Genomic DNA, 24,438 nt, shown 5'->3' with positions numbered 1-24,438 from the left:
CCTCACCTGCCTGCCGGCATCCTCTCCCCGTAAACGGGGCGAGGAGCGATGGGGGCGCCGTTTTCCTCCTTCTCCCCGCCTGCGGGGAGAAGGTCCCGGCAGGGGGATGAGGGGCAATCCACGGCAGGACTATCGCGGACGGCAATACCTCACTCCCCGTTCACAAACGCCATGTCGGCGGGGGTGAGTTCGATGGCGCGCAGTTCGCGGTTGACGAGGAAGTGCTCGTTCTCCTCGACCGTATCGGCGAGTTCCACCGCAGCATCGTACCGCGTGCGGAAGGCCTCGATGATCTCGTTGACGATGACCTCGGGCGCGGAGGCGCCGGCCGAAAGGCCGATGGTGCGGATGTCGCCGATGGTCTGCCAGTCGATCTCGGAGGCGCGCTGCACGAGGACCGACCGTTTCGCTCCCGCGCGCAGCGCCACCTCGACGAGGCGCTTGGAGTTGGAGGAGTTCGGCGCGCCGACGATGAGGAAGAGGTCGCAGCCGGGCGCGGCCTGCTTGACGGCCTCCTGCCGGTTGGTCGTCGCATAGCAGATGGAATCGGCGGCGGGGGCCGTCAGATTCGGGAAACGCTCGTGCAGGCGCTTGATGACGCCGGCCGTGTCGTCCACCGAGAGGGTCGTCTGCGTGACGTAGCCGAGATTGTCGGGATCGGCCGGCACGTATCTGTCGGCATCCTCGACGGTCTCGATCAGCGAGACGGAGCCTTCCGGCAACTGGCCCATCGTGCCGATGACCTCCGGATGGCCGGCATGGCCGATCAGCACGACATGGCGGCCGAGGCGCTGGTGGCGCATCGCCTGCTTGTGCACCTTGGAGACCAGCGGGCAGGTGGCGTCGAGATAGAAGAGGTTGCGCGCCATGGCGTCCGCCGGCACGGATTTCGGCACGCCATGGGCGGAGAAGACGACGGGCTGCCGGCGGTGCTCTTCCGGGATCTCGTCGAGCTCCTCGACGAAGATCGCGCCCTTGGCCTCCAGCCCCTCCACGACATAGCGGTTGTGGACGATCTCGTGGCGGACGTAGACCGGCGCGCCATAGGCCTTCAGCGCCAGCACGACGATCTGGATGGCGCGGTCGACGCCGGCGCAGAAGCCGCGCGGGCCGCACAGCCTGATGGTCAAGTCCGGTCGGGTTTCACTCATGCTCATCGCTTATCCGGTGGTCTCAGACGCCTTGCGCCCATATAGGCCGCCCGAGGCCGGCCCGCCAAGGAAAAACCGCCCCGTCCCGTACTTTCAATCGCCCTTGCGGCGGAACAGCGCGTAGAGGCCGACGCCGGCAAGCGCTGCGGCAAGGCCGTACCAGGTCATGGCATATTGCAGGTGGTTGTTCGGCAGGTCGAACTGCGTGACGGCGCCGACCGGCAGGCCCTTGGGATTGGGCGCATCGCCCGCATCGACGAAGAAGGGTACCAGCGCATCGGCGGCGATGCCGGTGCTGGCGGCCATCGCGTCGAGGTCCTTCCAGTAGAAGATGTTCTTGGCGATGTCGTTGTCCGGCACGAGGTAGGAGGGCTTTCCGGCAAGGCGGGACCGGGCAAGGCCCGTCACGGTCTGCGTTCCCGTGAGCTGGCCCTGCTTGCGCATTTCCGGCTCCTTCGCCTCGTAGGGCACGAAGCCCCGGTTGACGAAGAGGAAGCGGCCGTCGGCAAGGCGGAGCGGCGTATAGATGTAATAGCCCGTCTGGCCGTGCCAGGTGGCGAAGAAGTGGCGTTCCCTGTTGTTGGCGAAGACGCCGGTGGCGGTGACGGGGCGGTATTCGATATCCTCGCCCTTTGCCGCCATCGCCTCGATATCGGCGAGCGGCACGGGCGCGGCGGTGCGGCGCGCGGCCATGTCGGCCAGCAGCGCCTCCTTCCACTGCAGACGCTCGACCTGCCAGGTGCCGAGCGCAAGGAGGATGGCGAGCGCGACGAAGAAGGCGATCGTGGCAAGGACCGTCCGGCCCCTGCCCTTCGCCTTGCCCGGAGCATGCCCTGCCGGCACCTCAGCCACGGTCGATCTCGCCGGGCCTTGCATTGTTGCGGTACTGCAGGGAGATCAGCAGGCCCTTGGCGAGGCGCGTGAGCCACAGGCCGAGGACGATGACCGGCGGGATCCACAGCATGAAGTGCACCCAGAGCGGCGGATTGTAGTTGATGTCCGTCCAGAGCGCCGCGCCGACGACGAGGAAGCCGACGATGAACAGCACGAAGACGACCGGGCCGTCGCCCGAATCGGCGAAGGAATAATCGAGCCCGCAATTGCTGCAGGCCGGCCGCACCTTCAAAAGCCCGTCGAACAGCTTGCCCTGCCCGCAGCGCGGGCAGCAGCCGCGCAGGCCCGCGCTGAAGGGATCGATCGGGGGATAGAGTGCCTTGTCGTCTTCCATGGTCGTTTCCGTATTTCCGCCCGGCAGCAAACCGAGGCAATTGCATCCGAGGCGCAGGCCGGGGCCCTCACCTGCCTGCCGGCATCCTCTCCCCGCAAGCGGGGCGAGGAACGATGGCCTCACCGTTTTCCTCCTTCTCCCCGTTCACGGGGAGAAGGTCCCGGCAGGGGGATGAGGGGCCTTACGGCCACATCCTATATCGCCCTTCCGTCCAACCGAAAGCCCCAAAAACGAACGGCCGCATCGCTGCGGCCGTTCGGAAGGTCGTTTCTGCCGGGTCAGCCGTGGGCGACCGGCGCACCCCAACCGCCCCAGATGTAGATGGCGAAGAAGAGGAAGAGCCAGACGACGTCGACGAAGTGCCAGTACCAGGCGGCGGCCTCGAAGCCGAAGTGCTGCTTGGGCGTGAAGTCGCCGCGCACGGCGCGCACGAGGCAGACGATCAGGAAGATCGTGCCGACCAGGACGTGGAAGCCGTGGAAGCCCGTCGCCATGAAGAAGGTCGCGCCGTAGATCGAGTCCTTGAAGGCGAAGGGAGCGTGGGCGTACTCGTAAGCCTGCACGAAGGAGAACAGCATGCCGAGCAGCACGGTGAGCGCGAGGCCGTTTACGAGGCCCTTGCGGTCGTTGTGCAGCAGCGCATGGTGCGCCCAGGTCACGCAGGTGCCCGACAGGAGCAGGATGACCGTGTTGTAGAGCGGCAGGTGCCAGGGATCAAGCACCTCGATGCCCTTCGGCGGCCAGACGCCGCCGGTGAACTGGGTGCGCGCGGCCTGGATGGCCTCGCCCGGGAAGAGGCTGGCATCGAAGAAGGCCCAGAACCAGGCGACGAAGAACATCACTTCCGAAGCGATGAACATGATCATGCCGTAGCGCAGGTGCAGCGAGACGACGCGGGTGTGGTGGCCCTCATGGGCTTCCTTCACCGTGTCCGACCACCAGCCGAACATCGTGTAGAGGACGATGAGCAGGCCGATGAAGAAAACCCACGGCGTGGCAAGGTCCGCACCGAACAGGTGGAACGAGCCGCCCGAAAGGTAGCGCATGTAGGCGACGCCGCCGAAGGCCATGATGAAGGCGCCGATGGAGGCGAGCAGCGGCCACGGGCTAGGGTCGATGATGTGGTAGTCGTGTTTCTTCTGATGCGCATCGGCCATGTGACTTATCCCCGAATGTATCGCGTTCCGTTCCGGCATAGCCGGAAACGCATGTCTTTCAAAGTTTCTTCGCGTCGTCCGCCTTGCCATCCGCAGTCGAAGCCACTGGCTTCGACGCCTCATGCGGATAGAAGGTATAGGACAGCGTGATCGTATGGATATCCTTCGTCTCCACGGCATCGACGATCTCGGGATCGACGAAGAAGACGACGGGCATTTCCAGTTCCTCACCGGGCTTCAGCGTCGTTTCGGTGAAGCAGAAGCACTCGATCTTGTTGAAGTAGGCGCCGGCCGATTCGGGCGTGACGTTGAATACCGCCTGCCCCGTGGTGGCGACCGACGAATTGTTGCGCGCCTTGTAGAAGATCTGCGTCGTCTCGCCGATGCGCATCTCCACCTCGCGCTGCACGGGCGCGAAGGTCCAGGGCAGGCCCGGGCCGACATTGGCGTCGAAGCGCACCTTGATCGTCTTGTCCAGGATGACGTCGGAAGCCTGCTCGACGCGCTGCGTCGTGCCGCCGTAGCCCGTCACCTGGCAGAACATGCGGTAGAGCGGCACGGCGGCATAGGCCATGCCGACCATGCCGATGACGAAGGCGCAACAGATGGCGACGATGGTGCCATTGCCGAGGCCGCCCTTTCCGGTCTTCTGCATCTTGCTCATGTCAGCCTGCCATTCCGCCGGCGAGCTTGACCAGCGTGATGATGTAGAAGAGGACGACGAGGCCGAGGAGCACGGCGCCGAGCGCGATGTTGCGGTTGCGGCGCGCCTTCTTCTGGTTTTCGGTAAGGTTCACGGTTTCCATCACAGCCCCCATCCAAGCGATGCGATCAGGTGATCGAGCATGAGCCCGGAGAAGACCGCGAACAGGTAGACGATGGAGAAGGCGAAGAGCTTCTTGGCCGGCACCATCGCGCGGTCGCCCTCCGGCATGCGCAACACGCCGACAGAGTACCACACGAAGCCCGCGCCGAGGGCTGCGGCAAAGAGACCGTAGCCGAAGCTGGCAAAGCCGAGGACGGCCGGCACGACGGCGATCACCGCGGTCAGCACGGCATAGACGAGGATCTGCACCTTGGTGGTGGCCTCGCCGGCGACGTTCGGCAGCATCGGCACGCCGACGGCGTCGTAGTCGCGCATCTTGAAGAGCGCGAGCGCCCAGAAATGCGCCGGGGTCCACAGGAAGGTGATGAGGAAGAGGACGACGCTCTCGATGGAGACGCCGCCGGTCACGCAGGCCCAGCCGATCATCGGCGGGAAGGCGCCGGCCGCGCCGCCGATGACGATATTCTGCGGCGTCGAGCGCTTCAGCCACATCGTGTAGACGACGGCGTAGAAGAAGATGGTGAAGGCGAGCAGCGCGGCCGAAAGCCAGTTGACCGCAAGGCCGAGGATGACGACCGAGAAGGCCGAGAGCGTCAGGCCGAAGGCGAGCGCCTCTTCCGGGCGCACGCGGCCCGACGGGATCGGCCGCTTGGCCGTGCGCGACATGACCGCGTCGATATCGGCGTCGTACCACATGTTGAGGGCACCGGACGCGCCGGCGCCCACGGCGATACAGAGGATGGCGATGGCGCCGATGAACGGATTGATGGTGCCCGGCGCGACGACGAGGCCGGCAAAGGCCGTGAAGACGACGAGCGACATGACGCGCGGCTTCAGAAGCTCGAAGAAATCACGCGGGGACGCTTCGGAAAGGTAGACCTCTCCGCCCGGAACCGTTTCGTGATGCTCGATGACCGCCATGTTCTTTCCGTTCTTCTGTCCGGGAGCGAGGGGCCTCATGCCCTTCCCTCTCCTTCGTCATCCTCGGGCTTGACCCGAGGATCCATGCCACATCCTCCGGCGTGCCGCGGGTGTGGATCCTCGGGTCAAGCCCGAGGATGACGGAGGATGGGGTGCGGGCTGCCGGTTATAGCTGGCGCCCTTGCCCCGGCCTCCGCCGGTATTCCGTATGTTCGGAAGCCGCCGTTGCCGGCGGCCCCGATCTTTCGAAGACCTTACTTGATCTTCGGGAGCTGTTCCCACTGGTGGAACGGCGGCGGCGAGGAGAGCTGCCATTCCAGGGTGTTCGCACCCTCGCCCCACGGGTTGTCGCCGGCGACGCGCTTCTTGGCGAAGGCTTCGGCGACACCGAAGAGGAAGATCAGCACCGCGACGGCCGAGATGTAGGAGCCGTAGGAGGAAACCGCGTTCCAGCCGGCGAAGGCATCCGGATAGTCGATGTAGCGGCGCGGCATGCCGGCAAGGCCGAGGAAGTGCTGCGGGAAGAAGATCAGGTTCACGCCGATGAACATGATCCAGAAGTGCAGCTTGCCGATGAACTCGGAGTACATGTAGCCGGTCATCTTCGGGAACCAGTAGTACCAGGCGGCGAAGATGGCGAAGACGGCGCCGAGCGACAGGACGTAGTGGAAGTGGGCCACGACGTAGTAGGTGTCGTGCATGGCGCGGTCGAGGCCGGCATTGGCGAGCTGGACGCCCGTGACGCCGCCGATGGTGAAGAGCAGGATGAAGCCGATCGCCCAGAGCATCGGCGTCGTGAAGCGGATCGAGCCGCCCCACATCGTTGCGATCCACGAGAAGATCTTCACGCCCGTCGGAACCGCGATGACCATCGTGGCGAAGACGAAGTAGCGCTGCGAGTCGAGCGACATGCCGACCGTGTACATGTGGTGCGCCCACACGATGAAGCCGACGACGCCGATGGCGACCATGGCATAGGCCATGCCGAGGTAGCCGAAGATCGGCTTGCGCGAGAAGGTGGACACGATGTGGCTGATGATGCCGAAGCCGGGAAGGATGAGGATGTAGACTTCCGGGTGGGCGAAGAACCAGAACAGGTGCTGGAAGAGGATCGGATCACCGCCGTTTTCCGGCGCGAAGAAGGCCGTGCCGAAGTTGCGGTCGGTCAGCAGCATGGTGATGCCGCCTGCCAGAACCGGCAGCGAGAGCAGCAGCAGGAACGCGGTGACGAGAACCGACCAGGCGAAGAGCGGCATCTTGTGCAGCGTCATGCCCGGGGCGCGCATGTTGAGGATCGTGGTGATGAAGTTGATCGCGCCGAGGATCGACGAGGCGCCGGCGATGTGCAGGCCGAGGATCACGAGGTCCATGGCCGGGCCCGGCTGGCCCGAGGTCGAGAAGGGCGGATAGATCGTCCAGCCGCCGCCGGAGCCGTAGGCGCCTGCGGGGCCCTCGACGAACATCGAGAGCAGCACCAGCGCGAAGGCCGGCACGAGCAGCCAGAAGGAGATGTTGTTCATGCGCGGGAACGCCATGTCCGGCGCGCCGATCATGATCGGCACCATCCAGTTGGCGAAGCCGCCGATCAGCGCGGGCATCACCATGAAGAAGATCATGATGAGGGCGTGCGCCGTCGTGAAGACGTTGAACATCTGCTTGCCGCCGTCGATGGCGGCATCGCCCTGGTAGCCGTAGACCATCTGGGCGAGACCGTGGAAGATCTGGATGCCCGGCTCGTGCAGCTCCATGCGCATGACGACGGAGAGCGAGCCGCCGATGAGGCCGGCGATGATCGCGAAGATCAGATAGAGGGTGCCGATGTCCTTGTGGTTGGTCGACAGGAACCAACGCTGGAAGAAGCTAAGCGGCTTGTGTTCATGGTGATCATGGTGATCGCCGTGGGCAACGGATGTTCCGGCCATGGTCTCAATCTCCCTAGGTATTACTGCGCGGCGTTTGCAGCGACGGCGACGGACTTGTCCGCACCATCGATGGACGCGATCAGGGCCTTGTTCGCTTCGCCGACATTCGTTGCGGCGGCGGCGAGCCAGGTATCGAACTTGTCCTGCGAGACGACCCGGACAGCGATGGGCATGAACGCATGGTCCTTGCCGCACAGCTCGGAACACTGGCCGTAGAACAGGCCTTCGCGGTCCGCCTTGAACCAGGTCTCGTTGAGACGGCCCGGCACGGCGTCGATCTTCACGCCGAAGGAGGGCATCGCGAAGGCGTGGATCACGTCGGCGCCGGTAACGAGCACGCGGACGTGCTTGCCGACCGGGATGACGAGTTCGTTGTCGACGGTCAGAAGGCGCGGATAGACGGCCTTGTCTTCCTTGCCGGCGGCCGCGCGGTCCGCATCGGCCAGCAGCAGGCTGTCGAAGGAGACCGGATTGTCGCCGACCTGGTATTCATAACCCCAGTACCACTGGTAGCCGGTCGCCTTGACCGTCAGCTCGGGCTCTTCCGTGGGTGCAAGCTGCTTGGTCAGAAGCTGGAAGGACGGAACGGCCAGGAACAGGAGGATGATGACCGGGCCGAGCGTCCAGACGACCTCGATGGCCGTGTTGTGGCTGGTCTTGGAGGGAACCGGATGCGCGCCCTCGCGGAACTTCACCATGACGACGATGAGCAGGCCCAGAACGAGGAGAGTGATCGGGACGATGAACCAGAGTGTGTACTGCTCGAACCAGCGGACCTCTTCCATGATCGAGGTCGCAGCGGGCTGAAACCCCGTCTGCCACGGCATCGGCTGGTCCGCGAAAGCGGTCGAAGCAAAGAGCAGACAGCCGAGAGCGGCCAGACCTGCAAAAGCTTTGTTTTTCACAACGTATCTCCCCAAGGCGTTTGATCGGGATCAAACAGACGCGCAGAATCCCTGCTATACTGAGAGCTTAAAACCACAGTTTCATGCTCGCCGCAACCGCCATGGGGGACACCCCATGCGGCATTTTTGCGCAAAGGCAAAAGCGCGCAGCCGCTCCACACACTTTCTTCATAATTTCCTATAGCACGAAAGGTTTGGCCGTGCGCCCTCCCCTTCGCGCCGCCCGGCGGGCGCTTCCAAAGCGCCTCTATTTATAAAGAGCGCCGGCTTGTCCAATTTCCGCCGTCAATCAATCGGAAAGGAGCCCTTGGGGCTTTTCATTTCGCTGCCGCCTATTCAAAGATACCGCGACTGATTCGAGATTCCGAGGTTTTCATGGGTTTTTCCTCCCTTTCCCGGCTGTCCCGGGCGGCCCTTGGCCTTGCCGCTCTGGGTTTCGGCACCGCCGCGCTCGCCCCCCTTGCGGCAGCCCAGCAGCCCGGCACGGTGAAATCGAACCATGGCGCCTGGTCGATCGTCTGCGACCAGCCGGCGGGCGCTTCGGGCGAACAGTGCGCGCTGATGCAGAACGTGCTGGCCGAGGACAGGCCGGAGCTCGGCCTTTCCGTCGTCGTCCTGAAGACCGCGGACCGCAAGGCGAAGATCCTGCGCGTGCTCGCCCCGCTCGGCGTTCTCCTGCCGAACGGCCTCGGCCTCAATGTCGACGGCAAGGATATCGGCCGCGCCTATTTCGTGCGCTGCTTTGCCGACGGCTGCTATGCCGAGGTCGTGCTGGAGGACGAGCTGCTGAAGACCTTCCGCTCGGGCGCGACAGCGACCTTCATCGTCTTCCAGTCGCCGGAGGAAGGCATCGGCATTCCCGTCGACCTCAAGGGCTTCGGCGAAGGCTACGACGCATTGCCGTAAGCACGGCGGGCTTGCCGCCCGCCGCCGGGGGACTTACATGAGCCCCAGATTATGACGCTTGCGGAGCCCGCCATGAACACCGACCTTCTCTCCCTCTTCGACGCCGACGAGGCGACCGTACAGGCGGTGCTGCGGGAAACGCTGAAGGACGCCGACGACGGCGAGCTCTTCCTCGAACATGCGCAGGCCGAATCGCTCTCCTTCGACAACGGCCGCCTCAAGGGCGGCAGCTTCAACACCGACCAGGGCTTTGGCCTGCGGGCCGTGGCGGGCGAGGCCGTCGGCTACGCCCATTCCGGCGAGATGACGCTTTCGGCCTTGAAGCGCGCGGCCGATGCGGCCGGCGCCGTCACGCGCGGCTATTCCGGCGACTATTCGGCCGCCCCGCAGGGCACCAACCGCCGGCTCTATACCGAGGACAACCCGATCGGGTCTCCGACCTTCGAGGAGAAGGTGGCGCTCTTGACCGGGATCGACGCCTATCTGCGCGGCAAGGACCCGAAGGTGCGGCAGGTGACGGCCTCGATTGCCGCAAGCTGGCAGGTCGTCAACATCCTGCGCGCCGACGGCCACCGCGTCACCGACGTGCGCCCGATGACCCGCATCAACATCTCCGTCGTCGTCGGCGAGGGTGACCGGCAGGAGACGGGCAGCTACGGCATCGGCGGGCGCACCACCTTCGACGTCTTCCTCACGGAGGAAAGCTGGCGCTCGGGCGCCGACGAGGCGCTGCGCCAGGCGCTCGTCAACCTGGAAGCCGTCGAGGCCCCGGCGGGCACGATGGACGTGGTGCTTTCCAACGGCTGGCCGGGCGTCATGCTGCACGAAGCGGTCGGCCACGGCCTCGAAGGCGACTTCAACCGCAAGAAGACCTCCGCCTTCGCCGGGCTGATGGGCGAGCAGGTGGCGGCAAAGGGCGTCACCGTCGTGGACGACGGCACCATCGACAACCGCCGCGGCTCGATCACTGTCGACGACGAGGGCACGCCTTCGGCCTATAACGTGCTGATCGAGGACGGCAAGCTCGTCGGCTACATGCAGGATAGGCAGAACGCCCGCCTGATGGGCATGCGCGCGACCGGCAACGGCCGGCGGCAAGGCTATGCCCACCGCCCCATGCCGCGCATGACCAACACCTACATGCTCTCCGGCGACCGGACGCCGGAGGAGATCATCGCCTCGGTGAAGAACGGCCTCTACGCCGTCTCCTTCGGCGGCGGGCAGGTGGACATCACCTCCGGCAAATTCGTCTTCGGCTGCACGGAAGCCTATCTCATCGAGAACGGCAAGGTGACGGCCCCCGTCAAGGGCGCCATGCTGATCGGCAACGGCCCGGACGCCATGCGCCGCGTCTCGATGATCGGCAACGACACCAGGCTCGACACCGGCATCGGCAATTGCGGCAAGGCCGGCCAGTGGGTCCCCGTCGGGGTGGGCCAGCCGCATCTTCGGATGGACCAGATCACGGTGGGCGGGACGAAGGCTTAAGGCAGCGCTTCCCGTATGGCACGAAGGCCCCTCCCCAACCCCTCCCCACAAGGGGGAGGGACTTAACGTGTGGCACCCTTCGCATGAAAATTGAAGGGAAGAGCAAGCCTCTAGCGTTCTCCCCCCTTGTGGGGGAGATGCCGGCAGGCAGAGAGGGCCTTTTCCCCAGCAGCCACGCCCGTTAACCCCTCGGATACCGCCCGGGTGCGATAACGGCCGCCTGAAAGACGAAGGATAACAACGCCACATGCCGATCCGCAGCGTCATGAGACAGGGGCTGAAGCGCGCCGTGATCACTGGCGGGCTGGAGGTCGCCCATCTGGCCGGACGGGCCGGGCTCATGGCCGGCGCGCGCGGCATGGGTGCGATCTTCACGCTGCATCATGTCCGGCCGAAGACGCCACAGGCCTTCGACCCCAATGCGCATCTGGAGATCACGCCGGACTTCCTCGATGCGGCGATCCGGCACCTTGCGGACGAGGGCTACCAGTTCGTGGCGCTTTCCGACATGCCGGCGCGCCTTGCCATCGCGCGGGCTGGCGAGCGCTTTGCGGCCTTCACGCTCGACGACGGCTATCGCAACAATGCCGTCCACGCCCAGCCGGTCTTCACGCAGCACCGGGTTCCCTTCACCGTGTTCGTCGCGCCGGGCTTTGCCGCGCGCACGCACGGCATCTGGTGGGAGACGCTGGCCGAACTTTTGCGCGCCGTCCCGCATCTCGAATTCGATTTCGGCTCCGGCCCCGTGACCCTGCCGCTCGCCACGCCCTTCCAGAAACAGGCGGCCTTTTCCCGCTTCGCCCGCTTCATCCAGGCCGAGATGGACGAGGCCGCCGCGATCGAACGGCTCGATACGGCCGCCCGCGCGCACGGCATCGATCCGCGGATGATCACCGAGAAGCTCGTCATGCGCGAGCCGGAACTGAAGAGCCTCGTCCTCAATCCGCTCGCCGCAATCGGCGCCCACACCGTGAGCCACCGCGCGCTGGCGCGGCTGGACGACGGCGAGGCGCGCCGCGAAATGGCCGAATCGGCCGAGCGCATCGCCGCGATCACCGGCCGGCGCCCGGAAACCTTCGCCTATCCCTATGGCGATGCCCCCGCCGTCTCGGCGCGCGAGCACCGGCTTGCCAAAGACCTCGGCTTCCGCGCCGCCGTGACGACGGAGCCCGGCACGCTCTCGCCGCGCTCCTTCGATGCGCCCATGGCGCTTCCCCGCATCTCGCTGAACGGCCTCTACCAGAAACCGAAATATGTCGGCGCACTGGCCTCCGGCATCCCCTTCCGGCTGATGCGCCGCTAGGCTTTGGCGGCGCTTCCCGACGTGCTATATAAGCCGTGGAGACCGAACGATGCTTGACCTTCACCTGCCCGCCGATATCGAAAAACGCCTCGACGAGCTCGCCCGGAAAACCGGGCGCAGCAAGAGCGACCATGTCCGCGACGCCATCATTGAACATCTCGACGACCTCGAAGACCTGCAGCTTGCCGAAGAGCGCCTGCGCGAATTGCGGGACGGATCGAGCAAGGCCATCGCGATTGGCGAACTGATGAAGGCCCATGGCCTGGAAAATTGAGTTCCATCCGGGCGCGGAGAAGGAACTTGCCGAGATCGGCCCTGTCGCCGCGCAGCGCATCCTGCGCTTTCTCCACGACCGCATCGCGCAACTCGACAATCCCCGTGCCGTCGGCCAGGCCTTGAAAGGGTCCGAACTCGGGGAATTCTGGAAATACCGGGTCGGCGACTATCGCGTCATCGCGCGGATAGAGGATTCCGTCGTCACGATCTTCATCGTTCGCATCGGCGACCGGAAATCCGTCTACCGCCGCTAGCCGCTCACGGATACATCCGCACCTTCTCCCAGCCCTTGCCGTCCGCGGTGCGGCGGAATTCGACGCGGTCGTGCAGGCGGAAGGGGCGGTCGTGCCAGAACTCGATGGAGACGGGCCTGATGCGGAAGCCGGACCAGTGGGCCGGGCGGGGAATGTTTCCCACGGCGTAGCGCGCGGTGTACTCGGCGACCGCCTTTTCCAGCGCGAAACGGCTTTCGAGCGGGCGGGACTGCTTGGAGGCCCACGCGCCGATGCGGCTGCCGCGCGGGCGCGAGGCGTAATATTCGTCGGCCTCCGCGTCGCTGACGATCTCGACCTCGCCGCGGATGCGCACCTGGCGGCGCAGCGATTTCCAGTGGAAGCACATGGCGGCCTTGCGGGCGGCGAGGATCTCCGTGCCCTTGCGGCTCTCGAAATTCGTGTAGAAGACGAAGCCCCGCTCGTCGAAGCCCTTCAGCAGCACCATGCGCACGTTCGGCAGGCCGTCCTCGTCGACGGTCGCGAGCGCCACGGCGTTCGGATCGTTCGGTTCGCTCCCGCCGGCATCCGCCAGCCACGCCGCGAACAGGTCATAGGGTTGGTTTTCCTCGGTAAAGTCACCGCTTGTTAACGCATTTTCGCTCATATTCTACTCAAATGCCGATCTATCTAGCTGTATGAGGCAGTCTGGAGTGAAAGACATAGCAAAAACGCGACCGGACACAAAGCGATACTGGACGCGCAGCCACGGGATCCTAGCCGTCATGATGGGCGGCTTCATCCTCTCCGGCTGCATGAGCGGTCTCGACCTTTTTTCCGACAGCGGCGTCGACAAGACCGTGCACACGGGAACGGTGCAGAACGGCAATGCCGAGCGGCTGACCGACGAGATCACCGTGCGCAACGCCGTCTCTTCGGCCGACCTCCTGCGTACCGGCGGCAACCCCATTCCATGGGCCAATTCCGCCTCGGGCAGCGCCGGCGTCATCAGCCGGATCGCGGAGAACCGGGACCGGGACGGCCGCCCCTGCCGCGATTTCGTGACGACGAAGCACTCCTACCAGGGCATCGCCAATTTCACCGGCCGGACCTGCCTCGGCAACACCGGCGAATGGCTGCTGCTCGCCTTCGACAAGCAGGGGTAACGCTTTCTCAACCCTGATCCGTAACAGGCGATTAGGACGTTCATCGCTATTTTGAACGGTACAACGGAGACGGGTGGAAATTATGCGTGATCCCTATTCGGTCCTCGGCGTGAAGCGCAGCGCGGGACAGGAAGAAATCAAGGCGGCCTGGCGCTCGCTGGCAAAGGCCGTGCACCCGGATCAGAATCACGACGACCCGCTCGCCACCGTCCGGTTCACCGAAGCCGGCCGCGCCTACGACCTCCTGCGCGACCCGGACAAACGCAGCCGCTACGACCGCCAGCAGCGCGAGGCCGAGTTCCGCCGCATGGAGCAGATGCGCCGCCGCGAGGCCGAGCGCAAGGCAAAGGCCGAGGCCCCGCCCCTTTCCGGCGAGGACGCGGAGGACATGATCGCCCGCATCTTCGGCGTCGACGCCCGCACCGCGCAGGCCGAAGGCAAGGCGCAGGCCCGTCCCCAGGCACAGGCACAAACACAGGCCCAGCCGCAGGCAGGCGCCGCCCCCGCGCAGGAAGCCCGCAGGCCGGCGGACGACGCCGCGACCGGCGAGGAAATGCCGGCGAGCCGAGGCGCGCCGTCGGCCGCAACGCTCGTCTCGGCGATCCTCCGCCGCATCCGCGGCAGCCGCGCCAAGGCGGACAAGGCGCCCGACCTCATGGCCGAGGTGACGGTGAGCGTGGAGGATATCCTCGCCCGCACCCGCCCGACCATCGAGACGCCCGAGGGCCAGACGATCCGCGTGCCGATCGGCGCCGGCACCACCGAGGGCCAGGTGATCCGCCTCAAGGAGGCCGGGCACCGCATCGAGAATCTCCGCCGCGGCGACGTGGTCGTGACCGTGCGCGTCGCGCCCGGCCGCTTCCGCATCGACGGCTTCGACCTCAAGATCGACCTTCCGGTGACGATCGAAAATGCCGTGCTCGGCTGCGAGATGACGGTGGAAGGGCCCTCCGGCCCGCTTTCCGTGACGGTGCCGGCCTGGTCCGGCTCCGACCGGGAAATCCGCATCGAGGGCGAAGGGCTGTTGCGGGACACCGGCGAGCGCGGCGACCTCGTCGCGCAGGTCCGCCTCCTGCTCTGGGAAAAGCCCGACGACAAGATGATCGACCTGATGCGCTCGCTGCGCGAGGGGCTCTACCTTTAAATCGGTTTATGACGCTTGCGTGAAAGATGCACCCATTGTTACGGGTGCTAACAGTTCCTGAACCTGTGCGCGCTTGAACCGCATTGCCGCCTATGCCATAGGCAATTCCGACTTATTCCACGCAATTCCAAGGGCAAGGCGCTTCGCGCCTGCCGGGATTGCCCTAGATATCAGGGGACAAACCATGGTTCAGGCATCTGGTCTGATGAAGGGCAAGCGCGGCGTCATCATGGGCGTCGCCAACAACCGCTCCATCGCCTGGGGCATCGCCAAGGCCATCCACGCGCAGGGCGGCGAGATCGCCTTCACCTATCAGGGCGATGCGCTGAAGAAGCGCGTCGAGCCGCTGGCCGCCGAGATCGGCGCGGTGCTGGCCGGCGACTGCGACGTTTCCGACGAAGCCTCCATCGACGCGGTCTTCGACAATGTCGAGAAGATGTGGGGCAAGATCGACTTCATCGTGCACGCCATCGGCTTTTCCGACAAGGACGAGCTGACCGGCCGCTACGTCGACACGACGCCGGGCAACTTCGCCAAGACCATGCAGATCTCGGTCTATTCCTTCACCTCCGTCGCGCGGCGCGCGGAAAAGCTGATGACGGACGGCGGCGCGATGCTGACGCTGACCTATTACGGCGCTGAGAAGGTCATGCCGAACTACAACGTCATGGGCGTCGCCAAGGCGGCGCTGGAGGCGAGCGTGAAGTACCTCGCCGTCGACCTCGGCCCGAAGAACATCCGCGTCAACGCCATCTCGGCCGGCCCGATCAAGACGCTGGCCGCCTCCGGCATCGGCGATTTCCGCTATATCCTCAAGTGGAACGAGTACAACGCGCCGCTGCGCCGCACCGTCACCATCGAGGAAGTGGGCGATGTCGGCCTCTACCTCCTGTCGGACCTGTCGCGCTCGGTCACCGGCGAGACGCACCATGCCGACAGCGGCTACCACGTCATCGGCATGAAGGCCGTCGACGCGCCGGACATCTCCGTCATCAAGGACTAAGACTCCAGGACGCCGCCTTGCTCCTCTACATGATCCGACACGGCCAGACCGCGTGGAATGCAGAAGGCAGGCTGCAGGGCCAGAAGGACATCCCGCTCAACGAGACCGGCCGCAGGCAGGCGGCCGGCAACGGCCTCGCCCTCAAGGGCATTCTCGGCGATACGGTTTCAGATTTCGACTTCGTGGCAAGCCCGCTCGGGCGCACGCGCGAGACGATGGAGATTTTGCGCAGGGCCATGGGCCTAGACCCCCTCGCCTACCGCACCGATCCGCGCCTCGTCGAAGTCTCCTTCGGCGACTGGGAGGGTTTCACACTGGCCGAGCTGGAGGCGCACGCGCCCGAGCGTGTGGAAGAGCGCAGCCATTCCAAGTGGAACTTCATTCCGCCGGGGGAAGCGGCCGAAAGCTACGAGATCCTCTGCTGGCGGATCGGTTCCTTCCTCGCCGACGTGACGCGGCCGACGGTCTGCGTCAGCCACGGCGGCGTCTTCCGCGCCGCCTTTCGCCTCCACGGCATGAGCGAGGAGGAGGCCGCCAACGCCCTCATCCACCAGGACCGCATCCTGCGGCTCGACGGGACGGGGATGAACTGGCTCTGAGGGGCAGCGACAGCCCGCTACTGCTGCAGCACTTCGAGGTCGTTGATGACGCGCTTGCCGTCGACTTCGGTGTAGAACACCAGCACCTTCACGCCCGGCTCCAGCCCCTCGAAATTGAACTCTTCCGGCGCCTGGTACTTCTTGCCGTCGTCGAGCGAGAGGCTGAGGTTGGCGGTATCGACCTTGGTGATCACGGCCTCGACATCCGCGCTTTCGGCAGAGGCGACGAGCGGTGAAAGGAAAGAGGCCGTGGCCATCAGAGCCGCGATGAGCAACCGCATCTTGTGAATCCCTGGGAATGAATCAGTCTTCTTGCCGGTCACGTCAGATGCCCCCCAAATATGGCGAAATTCGCCCGCTTGCGGGAAGGAAAGCCGGAAAGGATGCGCGAATCAAGGCGCGCGGCCGCGTCATCCCCGGGTTTGTCCGACAAATGCGGCGAACCCGCCGCCGCGCACCCCTGCCGTTTCAGGGGAAGCGCAAGTATTTCAGCGAGTTATAAATGCAATTTTAATGAAACATCCCTATGGTTCCTGGCATCATCGGGGACCGCATTCTTGCCTTTGACCGCCGCATTCCGCCGCGCCGTGGCGTCCATCGCAGAATGGGCGAAGCCCTCGCTCGTCCCGGCCGCGATCGCCGGCTGCGTCATCCTGACGGCGGGCATCCTCTACGAGCGCCAGAACGAGGGCGTCTACCGCAACGAATTGCAAAGCCATGTCGCCGGCGACCTCGCGCTGGTCGGCGCCCGGCTGCAGAGCGAGGTGAACGGCAACGTCGCGGCGCTGCGCAGCGTGGCCAATCTCTTCTCCGCCGCGCCCGATCAGGCGGCCTCGCAGTTTTCCGTCTTCGCCCGCAAGCTCCTGCTGCAGAACCCGCACTTCCGCCGCGTCGGCGTGGCGCCGGGCGGAAAGGTCGCGCAGGCCTTCCCGCTCGACCGGAGCCGGCACTATATCGGCACCGACTTCAACCGCTTCGGCTCCTTCCGCATGGCCGCGGAGGCGGACGGCACGCAGGGGCGCCCGCTGATGTCCGGTCCCATCGAGTTCGCCAGGAGCGGACGCGGCTTCAACCTCTTCATCCCGGTCTTCACCAACATAGACGCGCGGCCCTATCTCTGGGGCTATATCGACGGGCTGATCGACGAAAGGAAGCTCTTCACCGATGCCGGCCTCATCGACGGCGACCGGCATCTTTCGCCAGGCATTGCCGGGCACGCCCGCGATATCCGGCTGGCGATCCGCGACGTCAGCGTGGCGGACAACATCGTCGATCCGTTCTTCGGCGACGTGGAGGTCTTCGAGAGCGAACCCGTCGTGCAGGTGCTCGATTTTCCGGGCGGGCGGTGGGAGCTCGCCGCCATTCCCGCGGAAGGCTGGCATCATCCGCCCGGCAATCTGGCGCGCCTGAGGCTCATCATCGCCGCCGCCGCGCTCATCATCATCCTGCCGATCTTCCTGACCGGCGGCCTCGTCAGCGAGCGCCAGCGCAACATCGCCCGCCTCAAGGCGCGCGAGCGGCAGGTGCAGTCGCTCTCCCAGCGCCTCGACATCGCGCTCGACGCCTCCAAGATCGGCATCTGGGAGATCGAGCTCGCCACCGGCGCGCGCAACTGGGATGCGCAGATGCACCGCCTGCACGGCTTTCCCGAGAACGAGACGCCGCAGGACAGCGCCTGGCGCGCGGCGCTCCACCCCGACGACGCCCCGACGGCCAAGGCGGAGATGGACGTCATCCGCGCCGGCGGCAACGAATACAAGTCACAGTACCGCATCCGCATGCCGGACGGGAGCTGGCGCCACATCCGCAATGTCGGCTCCCGCCTCATCGGCCCGAACGGCGAGGAGAAGCTGACCGGCATCAGTTGGGACGTCACCGAGGACGTGCTGCTCAACGAGGCGCTGAAGAGCGCCAAGGAGCACGCCGAGGTGCAGAACGCCGAGCTCGCCCGCCTGACGCAGCGCCTCGACCTCGCGCTCGATTCCTACGAATGCGGCCTGTGGGAAGCCGATCTCGACGTCGGGCGGACCTTCTGGGATCCGCGCATGCACCAGCTCTACGGCCTGACCTTCACGGACGGCATCGTGTCCCACGAGGACTGGCTCGGCACCGTGCATCCGGACGACCGCGCCTCGATCCTGGAGAATGTCGAGCGCTGCACCGCGCAGGACCTGCCCTATGCGCACGAGGCGCGCGTCGTGCTGCCCGATGGCGAAATCCGCCATGTGCGTTCCGTCGGCAAGATCCATTACGGCCACGGCGGCACCCGCAAGCTCGTGGGCCTCGCCTTCGACGTCACGGAGGACGTCGCGCTGCGCGAACACCTCAAGGCGGCGAAGGAACAGGCGGACGCCAAGAATGTCGAGCTGGAGCAGGCGAAGGTGCGCATCGAGCACAACGCGCTGCACGACCCGCTGACGGGCCTCGGCAACCGGCGCATGCTGGACGACGAGCTGACGGAGATCGCCGGGCTCAGCGAGCTGGTGGACGTGCGCGCCGCCATCCTCCACATCGACCTCGACCGCTTCAAGCAGATCAACGACACGCTCGGCCATGCCGCGGGCGACGCGCTGCTCGTCCACGCCTCCAAGGTGCTGCACGCCTCCACCCGCAAGGGCGACATCGTCGCGCGCATCGGCGGCGACGAATTCGTCGTGGTCGTCACCAACACCACGGACGAAGCCTATCTCAGCACGCTCGCCCGCCGCATCATCACGCTGATGCAGCAGCCGGTGGAATATGAGGGGCACCTGTGCCGCTTCGGCGTCTCCATCGGCATCGCGCTCGCCGAGGGGCGGTCGATCGATACGGCGAAACTCCTCGTCAACGCCGATATCGCGCTCTACCGGGCCAAGGCCCTCGGGCGCAACCGGCACGAATTCTTCACCGAGGCACTGCAGGCCGAGATCATCTCGAACAAGCGCATCGCCGACGACATCCTCGCCGGCATCGAGAACAACGAATTCGTGCCCTACTACCAGCCGCAGATCGACGCCGGCACGCTGAAGCTCGCCGGCGCGGAGGCGCTGATCCGCTGGAACCACCCGCGCGACGGCCTGCTTGCCCCCGACCGCTTCCTGAAGATCGCCGAAGACCTCAACGTCATGGCGACGCTCGACCGGATCGTGCTGGAAAAGGCCCTTCTCGACTGCGCCCGCTGGGCCGCGCAGGGGCTCGTCATGCCGAAGATCTCGGTCAACGTCTCGGCGCGGCGCCTGCGCGACGAGAGCCTTATCGAAAGCCTCACCGGCCTTTCCATCCAGCCCGGCCAGATCGCCTTCGAGCTGGTGGAATCGATCTTCCTCGACGAGAGCGACGACGTGGTGCTCGCCAACCTCGCGCGCATCAAGGCGCTCGGCATCGACATCGAGATCGACGATTTCGGAACCGGCCACACCTCCATCGTCAGCCTGCTGAAGCTGAAGCCGAAGCGCCTGAAGATCGACCGCCAGCTCGTCGCGCCCATCCTGTCCTCGCACAACGAGCAGGCGCTGGTGCGCTCGATCATCGAGATCGGCCGCTCGCTCGGCATCGAGATCGTGGCGGAGGGCGTGGAGACGATGCAGCACGCCGAAATGCTCGGCCTCCTCGGCTGCGACCTCCTGCAGGGCTACGCCTTCGCCAAACCCCTCTCCCGCGACGCCTTCCTCGCCTTCGGGCAGGAAATGCGCTGGAAGCTGGCGTCGTAGGAGGCGGACAGCCCCTCATCCCCCTGCCGGGACCTTCTCCCCGCAAGCGGGGCGAAGGAGCAAGGGGCCGATCTTTTCCTCCATCATGACGCCCATCGCCTTGGGGAAGGCGGTGCATCACCCCCTTCGCCCCGCTTGCGGGGAGAAGGTCCCGGCAGGGGGATGAGGGGCAATCCTCGACATAACGACGCGGATGGCGCGAAACCCTTGTCCCTGCCCGCAATTTTCCACTAATAGGTGGCTTTCCACCTATTGGTGGACAAACTTCCCATCGGGTCCGGGTCCGCTCATGTCGCATAACACTTTCGGTCATCTTTTCCGCGTCACCACCTGGGGCGAAAGCCACGGGCCGGCGCTCGGCTGCGTGGTGGACGGCTGCCCGCCCGGCATCCGCTTCACGCTCGCCGAAATCCAGGCCTGGCTCGACAAGCGCAAGCCCGGCCAGTCGCGCTTCGTCACGCAGCGCCGCGAGGACGACCTCGTCAAGGTTCTCTCCGGCGTGATGCCGGACGAGGACGGCGAAACGATGATCACCACCGGCACGCCGATCTCCATGCTGATCGAGAACACCGACCAGCGCTCCAAGGACTACGGCGAGATCGCCCGGCGCTACCGCCCCGGCCATGCCGACTACACCTATGACGTCAAATACGGCATCCGCGACTATCGCGGCGGCGGCCGTTCCTCCGCCCGCGAGACCGCGGCACGCGTCGCGGCCGGCGGCCTTGCCCGCAAGGTCGTGCCCGGCCTTGTCGTGCGCGCCGCGCTGGTGCAGATCGGCAAGCACAGGATCGACCGCAACAACTGGGACTGGGCCGAGGTGAACAACAACCCGTTCTTTGCCCCGGATCCCGCCATCGTGCCCGTCTGGGAAGAGTATCTCGACGGTATCCGCAAGGCCGGCTCCTCCATCGGCGCGGTCGTCGAAGTCGTCGCCGAGGGCGTTCCCGCCGGCATCGGCGCGCCGATCTACGGCAAGCTCGACCAGGATATCGCCGCGCTCCTCATGTCGATCAACGCCGTCAAGGGCGTCGAGATCGGCGAGGGATTCGCCTCGGCCGAGCTCACCGGCGAGGAGAACGCCGACGAGATGCGCATGGGCAACGACGGCAACCCGATCTTCCTGTCCAACCATGCCGGCGGCATCCTCGGCGGCATCTCCACCGGCCAGCCGGTGATCGCGCGCTTCGCCATCAAGCCGACCTCCTCGATCCTCACCGAGCGCCGCTCCATCGACGCCGACGGCAACAATGTCGACGTGCGCACCAAGGGCCGGCACGACCCCTGCGTCGGCATCCGCGCCGTGCCCATCGGCGAGGCGATGGTCGCCTGCGCCATTGCCGACCATTATCTCCGCGACCGCGGCCAGACCGGCCGCCTGAAATAGGATTCTGCCATGAGCTACGACCAGAAGCGTGTCGTCGACGCCATCCGCGCCTTCGAGGCCGGCGAGATCGTCGTCGTCACCGATGACGACGGCCGCGAGAACGAGGGCGACCTCATCGTCGCCGCCGTGCACTGCACGCCGGAGAAGATGGCCTTCATCGTGCGCCACACCTCCGGCATCGTCTGCACGCCCATGCCGCGCGAGGAGGCCAAGCGCCTCAACCTCAACGCCATGGTGGCGGAGAACGATTCGGCCCACACCACCGCCTTCACCGTCTCCGTCGATTTCAAGCACGGCACGACAACCGGCATTTCGGCCGACGACCGCACGCTGACGGTGCGCAACCTCGCCAATCCGAATGTCGGCCCGAGCGACTTCGTGCGCCCCGGCCACGTCTTCCCGCTCGTCGCCCGCGAGGGCGGCGTCCTGATGCGCTCCGGCCATACGGAGGCGGCCGTCGACCTCTGCAAGCTGGCGAGCCTGCCGCCGATCGGCGTCATCTGCGAACTGGTCAACGACGACGGCACCGTGATGCGCGGCCCGCAGGTCTCCAGCTTCGCCGAGAAGAACGGCCTCAAGCAGGTCTCCGTCGCCGACCTCATCGCCTATCGCCAGCGCAAGGAAACGCTGATCGAGCAGGTCGGCAGCTTCGACATCGACACGCCCGGCGGCAAGGCCAAGGCATATGCCTACACCCTGCCCTGGGACCCGATGCAGCACCTCGCCGTCGTCTTCGGCGACATCCGCGACGGCATTGACATTCCCGTGCGCCTGCACCTCGAAAATGTCGGCGGCGACGTCTTCGGCGCGGACCGGCAGATCGACGCCATCATGAAGCGCATCGCCGGCGAAGGCCGCGGCGTGATCGTGTACCTGCGCGAAGGCTCGGTCGGCGTCGGCCAGTCCGAAACCGCCCGGAAGGGCAAGCACGACCGCGAGGGCCACGACGAGGCACAGGCGCGCGAAAGCGAATGGCTGGAAATCGGCCTCGGCGCGCAGATCCTCAAGGACCTCGGCATCAGCTCCATCCGCCTCCTCGCCTCCCGCGAGCGCCACTATGTCGGTCTCGAAGGCTTCGGCATCCGCATCACGTCCACGGATCTCTGCTGAGGCAGATTTGCGGGCTTCTTGCCATCGCTCCTCTATGTGCTATTTATGTAGCACATAGAGGAGCGATGGCATGACGATTACGGCAAAGATCCGCCGGCAGGGCGGCGCGACGGTCTTCAGCGTTCCGCCGGCGCTTTTGAAGATGCTCGGCGCCGAGGTGGGAACCGAGCTGACGCTGGCGGTGAGCGACGGATCGCTCGTGGCCACGCCCCGGAAGCCGAAGAAGAGATACACGCTCGCCGAGCTTCTGGAAGGGGCTGACGAGATGGCCACGCTCGGCGAGGAAGCCAAAGCCTGGCAGGGCGGGAGACGCACCGGCAACGAAGTCTTCTGATGGTCCGCAGCAATATTCCCAAACGCGGCGACGTCTTCATCGTCGATCTCAATCCGGTCGTCGGCCGCGAGATGAAGGACGACCATCGTTGCGTCGTCATCACACCGCGCGAAATCAACGCGGTGGGCATGTGCCTTGTGGTGCCGGTCACGACCGGCGGGCAGTTCACCCGCAATGCCGGCCTTGCGGTGAACATTTCCGGCCACAGGACCACGGGCGTCGCTCTCTGCAACCAGGTCAGGGCGCTGGATATCGCCGAGCGCGTGAAGAACAAGTCCGCGCGCTACGTGGAAACGCTGGATGACCATCTCACGGACGAGATCGCCGCCCGCGTGGTCAGCATGATCGACCCCGCCTGATCGTGTCGACTGGCAGCTACACCCTCTAGCCTCGCGCCCCCTCCAGCCAGCGCACGTCCTCGACACCCGTGAACTTCGCAAGCCGGGCCAGTTCCGCCTCCAGCCTCTCCATCCGCCCCGCCGAGGCGCGGACCTTCGGTTCCCACCAGAGGCGCCTGACGTCGAGGGTGCCGGCCTTGCGGTCGGCCTTCATGTCGATGCGGCCGACGAGGCGGTCGCCCTCCAGCAGCGGGAAGACGTAGTAGCCGTATTGGCGCTTCGGCTCCGGCACGAAGACCTCGATGCGGTAGAAATAGCCGAAGAGCCGTTCGGTGCGGTTCCGGTCGCGGATCAGCGGATCGAAAGGCGAGAGGACGCGCAGGCGCTGGGGCGGCTCGGGGATGTCGCCGAGACTGCCCGGGAATCCGGCGAAGGCGTGCGAGGCGCGCGGCTTGCCGCCGTCAGCGGGCTCGACGGAAACGAGGCGCAGCTCGTCGCGGTGCGCCTCCACCCAGGCCTTCGCCTCTTCCGGCGAGATGAGGGCCCAGAAGGCGGCGATCTCGCCGTGCGTGGCAAAGCCTAGCCTTTCGAGCGCGCTGCGGCAGGCCCAGTCGACGAAGGCGTCGTGGTCGACGTCGGGCGCATGATGATGCGGCGGTAGCACGCGCTCGACGAGGTCGTAGACCTTCTGGAAATTCTCGCGCCTTGCGATCCCCACCTTGCCGGTGCGCCAGAGATATTCCAGCGCGGTCTTGTTCGGGTGCCAGTTCCACCAGCCGCCGGACTTGTGGTCCTCCGCCTTAAGATCGCGCGACAGCACCGCGCCGCCCGAGGCGATGCGCTCATAGGTCTCCCCGAAAGCCTCCTCGAAGCCCGGCTCGCGCCATTTTCGCCAGCGCTCGAGGATCGTTTCGTCCTCGCGGCGGAAGCGGTGCTTCCAGTAGCGGAAGAAGGCGCTGGGGATGATCGAGGCGTCGTGCGTCCAGTTCTCGAAAAGCTCGCCGTCCTCTTCGAGAAGCTCGGCAAGGTGCTCGCGCCGGTAGGTCTGGTTGCGCGAGAAGAGGATCTGGTGATGCGCCCGCTCCACGGTGGCGATGCTGTCGACCTGCACGAAGCCGATATCGTGGATGAGCTGCAACAGGCCCGCCTTGCCGAGCATGCGGCCGGGCGGCGCGCTGAGCCCCTGTCGGGCGAGGAAGATGCGCCGGGCCTCGGCATTGGAAAGGAGAATCGTCATGCCGGATGATAGGCATATATTCCCGGTTTGTTCCACCCGGTTTTCTTTCCATGTTCAAGACCCTCTCTGCCTGCCGGCATCTCCCCCAACACGGGACAGGGCAATCGCATATGGACGTCGACAGATGCCGCCTGCC

The 24,438-nt window shown here is 65.7% G+C and carries 26 protein-coding genes; 14 read left to right on the top strand and 12 right to left on the bottom strand.

The genetic code is table 11. The annotated features are described in order from the left end of the window. Nucleotides 1-149 precede the first annotated feature (149 nt). The 9 genes from ispH to coxB form a co-directional block, all read right to left on the bottom strand. Nucleotides 150-1,151: a 4-hydroxy-3-methylbut-2-enyl diphosphate reductase gene (ispH, locus tag HNQ66_RS20710; protein WP_380780753.1), complete on the bottom strand. Its 1,002-nt coding sequence runs from the start codon at nt 1,149-1,151 to the stop codon at nt 150-152. A gap of 93 nt (nt 1,152-1,244) precedes the next feature. Continuing rightward, complete coding sequence (locus HNQ66_RS20705) at nt 1,245-2,027, bottom strand: SURF1 family protein (RefSeq protein ID WP_184146307.1); 783 nt, start codon at nt 2,025-2,027, stop codon at nt 1,245-1,247. Beyond that, entirely contained in the window at nt 1,996-2,379 is a 384-nt protein-coding gene (locus HNQ66_RS20700) for a DUF983 domain-containing protein (RefSeq protein WP_184146305.1), read from the bottom strand. Before HNQ66_RS20700 ends, HNQ66_RS20705 begins: the two co-directional genes overlap by 32 nt. Nucleotides 2,380-2,657: 278 nt before the next feature. After that, the gene (locus tag HNQ66_RS20695) at nt 2,658-3,536 is read right to left on the bottom strand and encodes a cytochrome c oxidase subunit 3 (RefSeq protein ID WP_184146303.1); all 879 of its coding nucleotides are present in this window, start codon (nt 3,534-3,536) and stop codon (nt 2,658-2,660) included. Nucleotides 3,537-3,594: 58 nt separating this feature from the next. Beyond that, nucleotides 3,595-4,200: a cytochrome c oxidase assembly protein gene (locus tag HNQ66_RS20690; RefSeq protein WP_184146302.1), complete on the bottom strand. Its 606-nt coding sequence runs from the start codon at nt 4,198-4,200 to the stop codon at nt 3,595-3,597. 1 nt (nt 4,201) lies between these two features. Further along, complete coding sequence (locus tag HNQ66_RS20685) at nt 4,202-4,342, bottom strand: hypothetical protein (RefSeq protein ID WP_184146300.1); 141 nt, start codon at nt 4,340-4,342, stop codon at nt 4,202-4,204. After that, the gene (locus tag HNQ66_RS20680) at nt 4,342-5,322 is read right to left on the bottom strand and encodes a heme o synthase (RefSeq protein WP_380780746.1); all 981 of its coding nucleotides are present in this window, start codon (nt 5,320-5,322) and stop codon (nt 4,342-4,344) included. The genes HNQ66_RS20685 and HNQ66_RS20680 overlap by 1 nt, the downstream gene beginning before the upstream one ends. Nucleotides 5,323-5,537: 215 nt before the next feature. Then, nucleotides 5,538-7,205 carry a cytochrome c oxidase subunit I gene (ctaD, locus tag HNQ66_RS20675; protein WP_184146298.1) on the bottom strand — a complete coding sequence of 556 codons (1,668 nt, stop codon included), beginning with the start codon at nt 7,203-7,205 and terminating at the stop codon, nt 5,538-5,540. Between the two features lie 20 nt (nt 7,206-7,225). Further along, on the bottom strand, nt 7,226-8,110 hold the full coding sequence (gene coxB, locus HNQ66_RS20670) for a cytochrome c oxidase subunit II (protein ID WP_184146296.1): 885 nt from the start codon (nt 8,108-8,110) through the stop codon (nt 7,226-7,228). Between the two features lie 375 nt (nt 8,111-8,485). Between coxB and HNQ66_RS20665 the strand changes: the two genes are divergently transcribed. The 5 genes from HNQ66_RS20665 (at nt 8,486) to HNQ66_RS20645 (ending at nt 12,337) form a co-directional block, all read left to right on the top strand. Then, nucleotides 8,486-9,016 (top strand): invasion associated locus B family protein, encoded by a 531-nt coding sequence (locus HNQ66_RS20665; RefSeq protein WP_184146294.1) that lies wholly within the window; start codon nt 8,486-8,488, stop codon nt 9,014-9,016. A gap of 72 nt (nt 9,017-9,088) precedes the next feature. Then, nucleotides 9,089-10,504, top strand: coding sequence for a metalloprotease TldD (gene tldD / locus HNQ66_RS20660; protein WP_184146292.1), 1,416 nt, complete (start codon nt 9,089-9,091; stop codon nt 10,502-10,504). A gap of 247 nt (nt 10,505-10,751) precedes the next feature. Continuing rightward, nucleotides 10,752-11,807 (top strand): polysaccharide deacetylase family protein, encoded by a 1,056-nt coding sequence (locus HNQ66_RS20655; RefSeq protein WP_184146290.1) that lies wholly within the window; start codon nt 10,752-10,754, stop codon nt 11,805-11,807. 49 nt (nt 11,808-11,856) lie between these two features. After that, complete coding sequence (gene relB, locus HNQ66_RS20650; RefSeq protein WP_184146288.1) at nt 11,857-12,081, top strand: type II toxin-antitoxin system RelB family antitoxin; 225 nt, start codon at nt 11,857-11,859, stop codon at nt 12,079-12,081. Continuing rightward, nucleotides 12,065-12,337 (top strand): type II toxin-antitoxin system RelE family toxin, encoded by a 273-nt coding sequence (locus HNQ66_RS20645; protein ID WP_184146285.1) that lies wholly within the window; start codon nt 12,065-12,067, stop codon nt 12,335-12,337. The genes relB and HNQ66_RS20645 overlap by 17 nt, the downstream gene beginning before the upstream one ends. A 4-nt stretch (nt 12,338-12,341) precedes the next feature. Here the strand turns inward: HNQ66_RS20645 and pdxH are convergent, their stop codons facing one another. After that, a complete protein-coding gene (gene pdxH, locus HNQ66_RS20640; RefSeq protein ID WP_184146283.1) occupies nt 12,342-12,962 on the bottom strand; it encodes a pyridoxamine 5'-phosphate oxidase in 621 nt (206 codons plus the stop codon). Nucleotides 12,963-13,080: 118 nt separating this feature from the next. Here pdxH and HNQ66_RS20635 point away from each other — a divergent pair, with 118 nt between their 5' ends. From HNQ66_RS20635 to HNQ66_RS20620, 4 genes are all read left to right on the top strand, one after another. Then, on the top strand, nt 13,081-13,461 hold the full coding sequence (locus HNQ66_RS20635; protein ID WP_246434367.1) for an RT0821/Lpp0805 family surface protein: 381 nt from the start codon (nt 13,081-13,083) through the stop codon (nt 13,459-13,461). Between the two features lie 82 nt (nt 13,462-13,543). Continuing rightward, a complete protein-coding gene (locus HNQ66_RS20630; protein ID WP_184146281.1) occupies nt 13,544-14,605 on the top strand; it encodes a DnaJ C-terminal domain-containing protein in 1,062 nt (353 codons plus the stop codon). 184 nt (nt 14,606-14,789) lie between these two features. Further along, nucleotides 14,790-15,608 carry an enoyl-ACP reductase FabI gene (gene fabI, locus HNQ66_RS20625; protein ID WP_184146279.1) on the top strand — a complete coding sequence of 273 codons (819 nt, stop codon included), beginning with the start codon at nt 14,790-14,792 and terminating at the stop codon, nt 15,606-15,608. 17 nt (nt 15,609-15,625) lie between these two features. Further along, a complete protein-coding gene (locus HNQ66_RS20620) occupies nt 15,626-16,207 on the top strand; it encodes a histidine phosphatase family protein (protein ID WP_184146277.1) in 582 nt (193 codons plus the stop codon). A 17-nt stretch (nt 16,208-16,224) separates the two neighbouring features. Here HNQ66_RS20620 and HNQ66_RS20615 read toward each other — a convergent pair whose 3' ends face one another. Beyond that, nucleotides 16,225-16,488, bottom strand: a complete 264-nt coding sequence (locus HNQ66_RS20615; RefSeq protein ID WP_184146275.1) for a DUF1344 domain-containing protein — start codon at nt 16,486-16,488, stop codon at nt 16,225-16,227. Nucleotides 16,489-16,770: 282 nt separating this feature from the next. Between HNQ66_RS20615 and HNQ66_RS20610 the strand changes: the two genes are divergently transcribed. The 5 genes from HNQ66_RS20610 to mazF all read left to right on the top strand — a co-directional run bounded on the left by HNQ66_RS20610 (nt 16,771) and on the right by mazF (nt 23,086). Then, nucleotides 16,771-19,896 carry a bifunctional diguanylate cyclase/phosphodiesterase gene (locus HNQ66_RS20610; protein WP_184146273.1) on the top strand — a complete coding sequence of 1,042 codons (3,126 nt, stop codon included), beginning with the start codon at nt 16,771-16,773 and terminating at the stop codon, nt 19,894-19,896. Nucleotides 19,897-20,185: 289 nt separating this feature from the next. Then, nucleotides 20,186-21,283, top strand: a complete 1,098-nt coding sequence (aroC, locus tag HNQ66_RS20605) for a chorismate synthase (protein ID WP_184146271.1) — start codon at nt 20,186-20,188, stop codon at nt 21,281-21,283. 9 nt (nt 21,284-21,292) lie between these two features. Next, nucleotides 21,293-22,393, top strand: coding sequence for a 3,4-dihydroxy-2-butanone-4-phosphate synthase (gene ribB, locus HNQ66_RS20600; RefSeq protein ID WP_184146269.1), 1,101 nt, complete (start codon nt 21,293-21,295; stop codon nt 22,391-22,393). A 70-nt stretch (nt 22,394-22,463) separates the two neighbouring features. Next, the gene (locus HNQ66_RS20595) at nt 22,464-22,727 is read left to right on the top strand and encodes an AbrB/MazE/SpoVT family DNA-binding domain-containing protein (RefSeq protein ID WP_184146267.1); all 264 of its coding nucleotides are present in this window, start codon (nt 22,464-22,466) and stop codon (nt 22,725-22,727) included. Then, nucleotides 22,727-23,086 (top strand): type II toxin-antitoxin system toxin MazF, encoded by a 360-nt coding sequence (gene mazF / locus HNQ66_RS20590; protein WP_184146265.1) that lies wholly within the window; start codon nt 22,727-22,729, stop codon nt 23,084-23,086. Before HNQ66_RS20595 ends, mazF begins: the two co-directional genes overlap by 1 nt. A 25-nt stretch (nt 23,087-23,111) precedes the next feature. Here mazF and HNQ66_RS20585 read toward each other — a convergent pair whose 3' ends face one another. After that, the gene (locus HNQ66_RS20585; RefSeq protein WP_184146263.1) at nt 23,112-24,302 is read right to left on the bottom strand and encodes a winged helix-turn-helix domain-containing protein; all 1,191 of its coding nucleotides are present in this window, start codon (nt 24,300-24,302) and stop codon (nt 23,112-23,114) included. Nucleotides 24,303-24,438 lie beyond the last annotated feature (136 nt).

Origin of the sequence: Shinella fusca (genome assembly GCF_014203155.1) — a bacterium.
GTDB classification, from domain to species: Bacteria; Pseudomonadota; Alphaproteobacteria; order Rhizobiales; family Rhizobiaceae; genus Shinella; species Shinella fusca.
The sequence above is the reverse complement of the archived record's forward strand: the minus strand, read 5'-3'. Positions and strand labels throughout refer to the sequence as shown.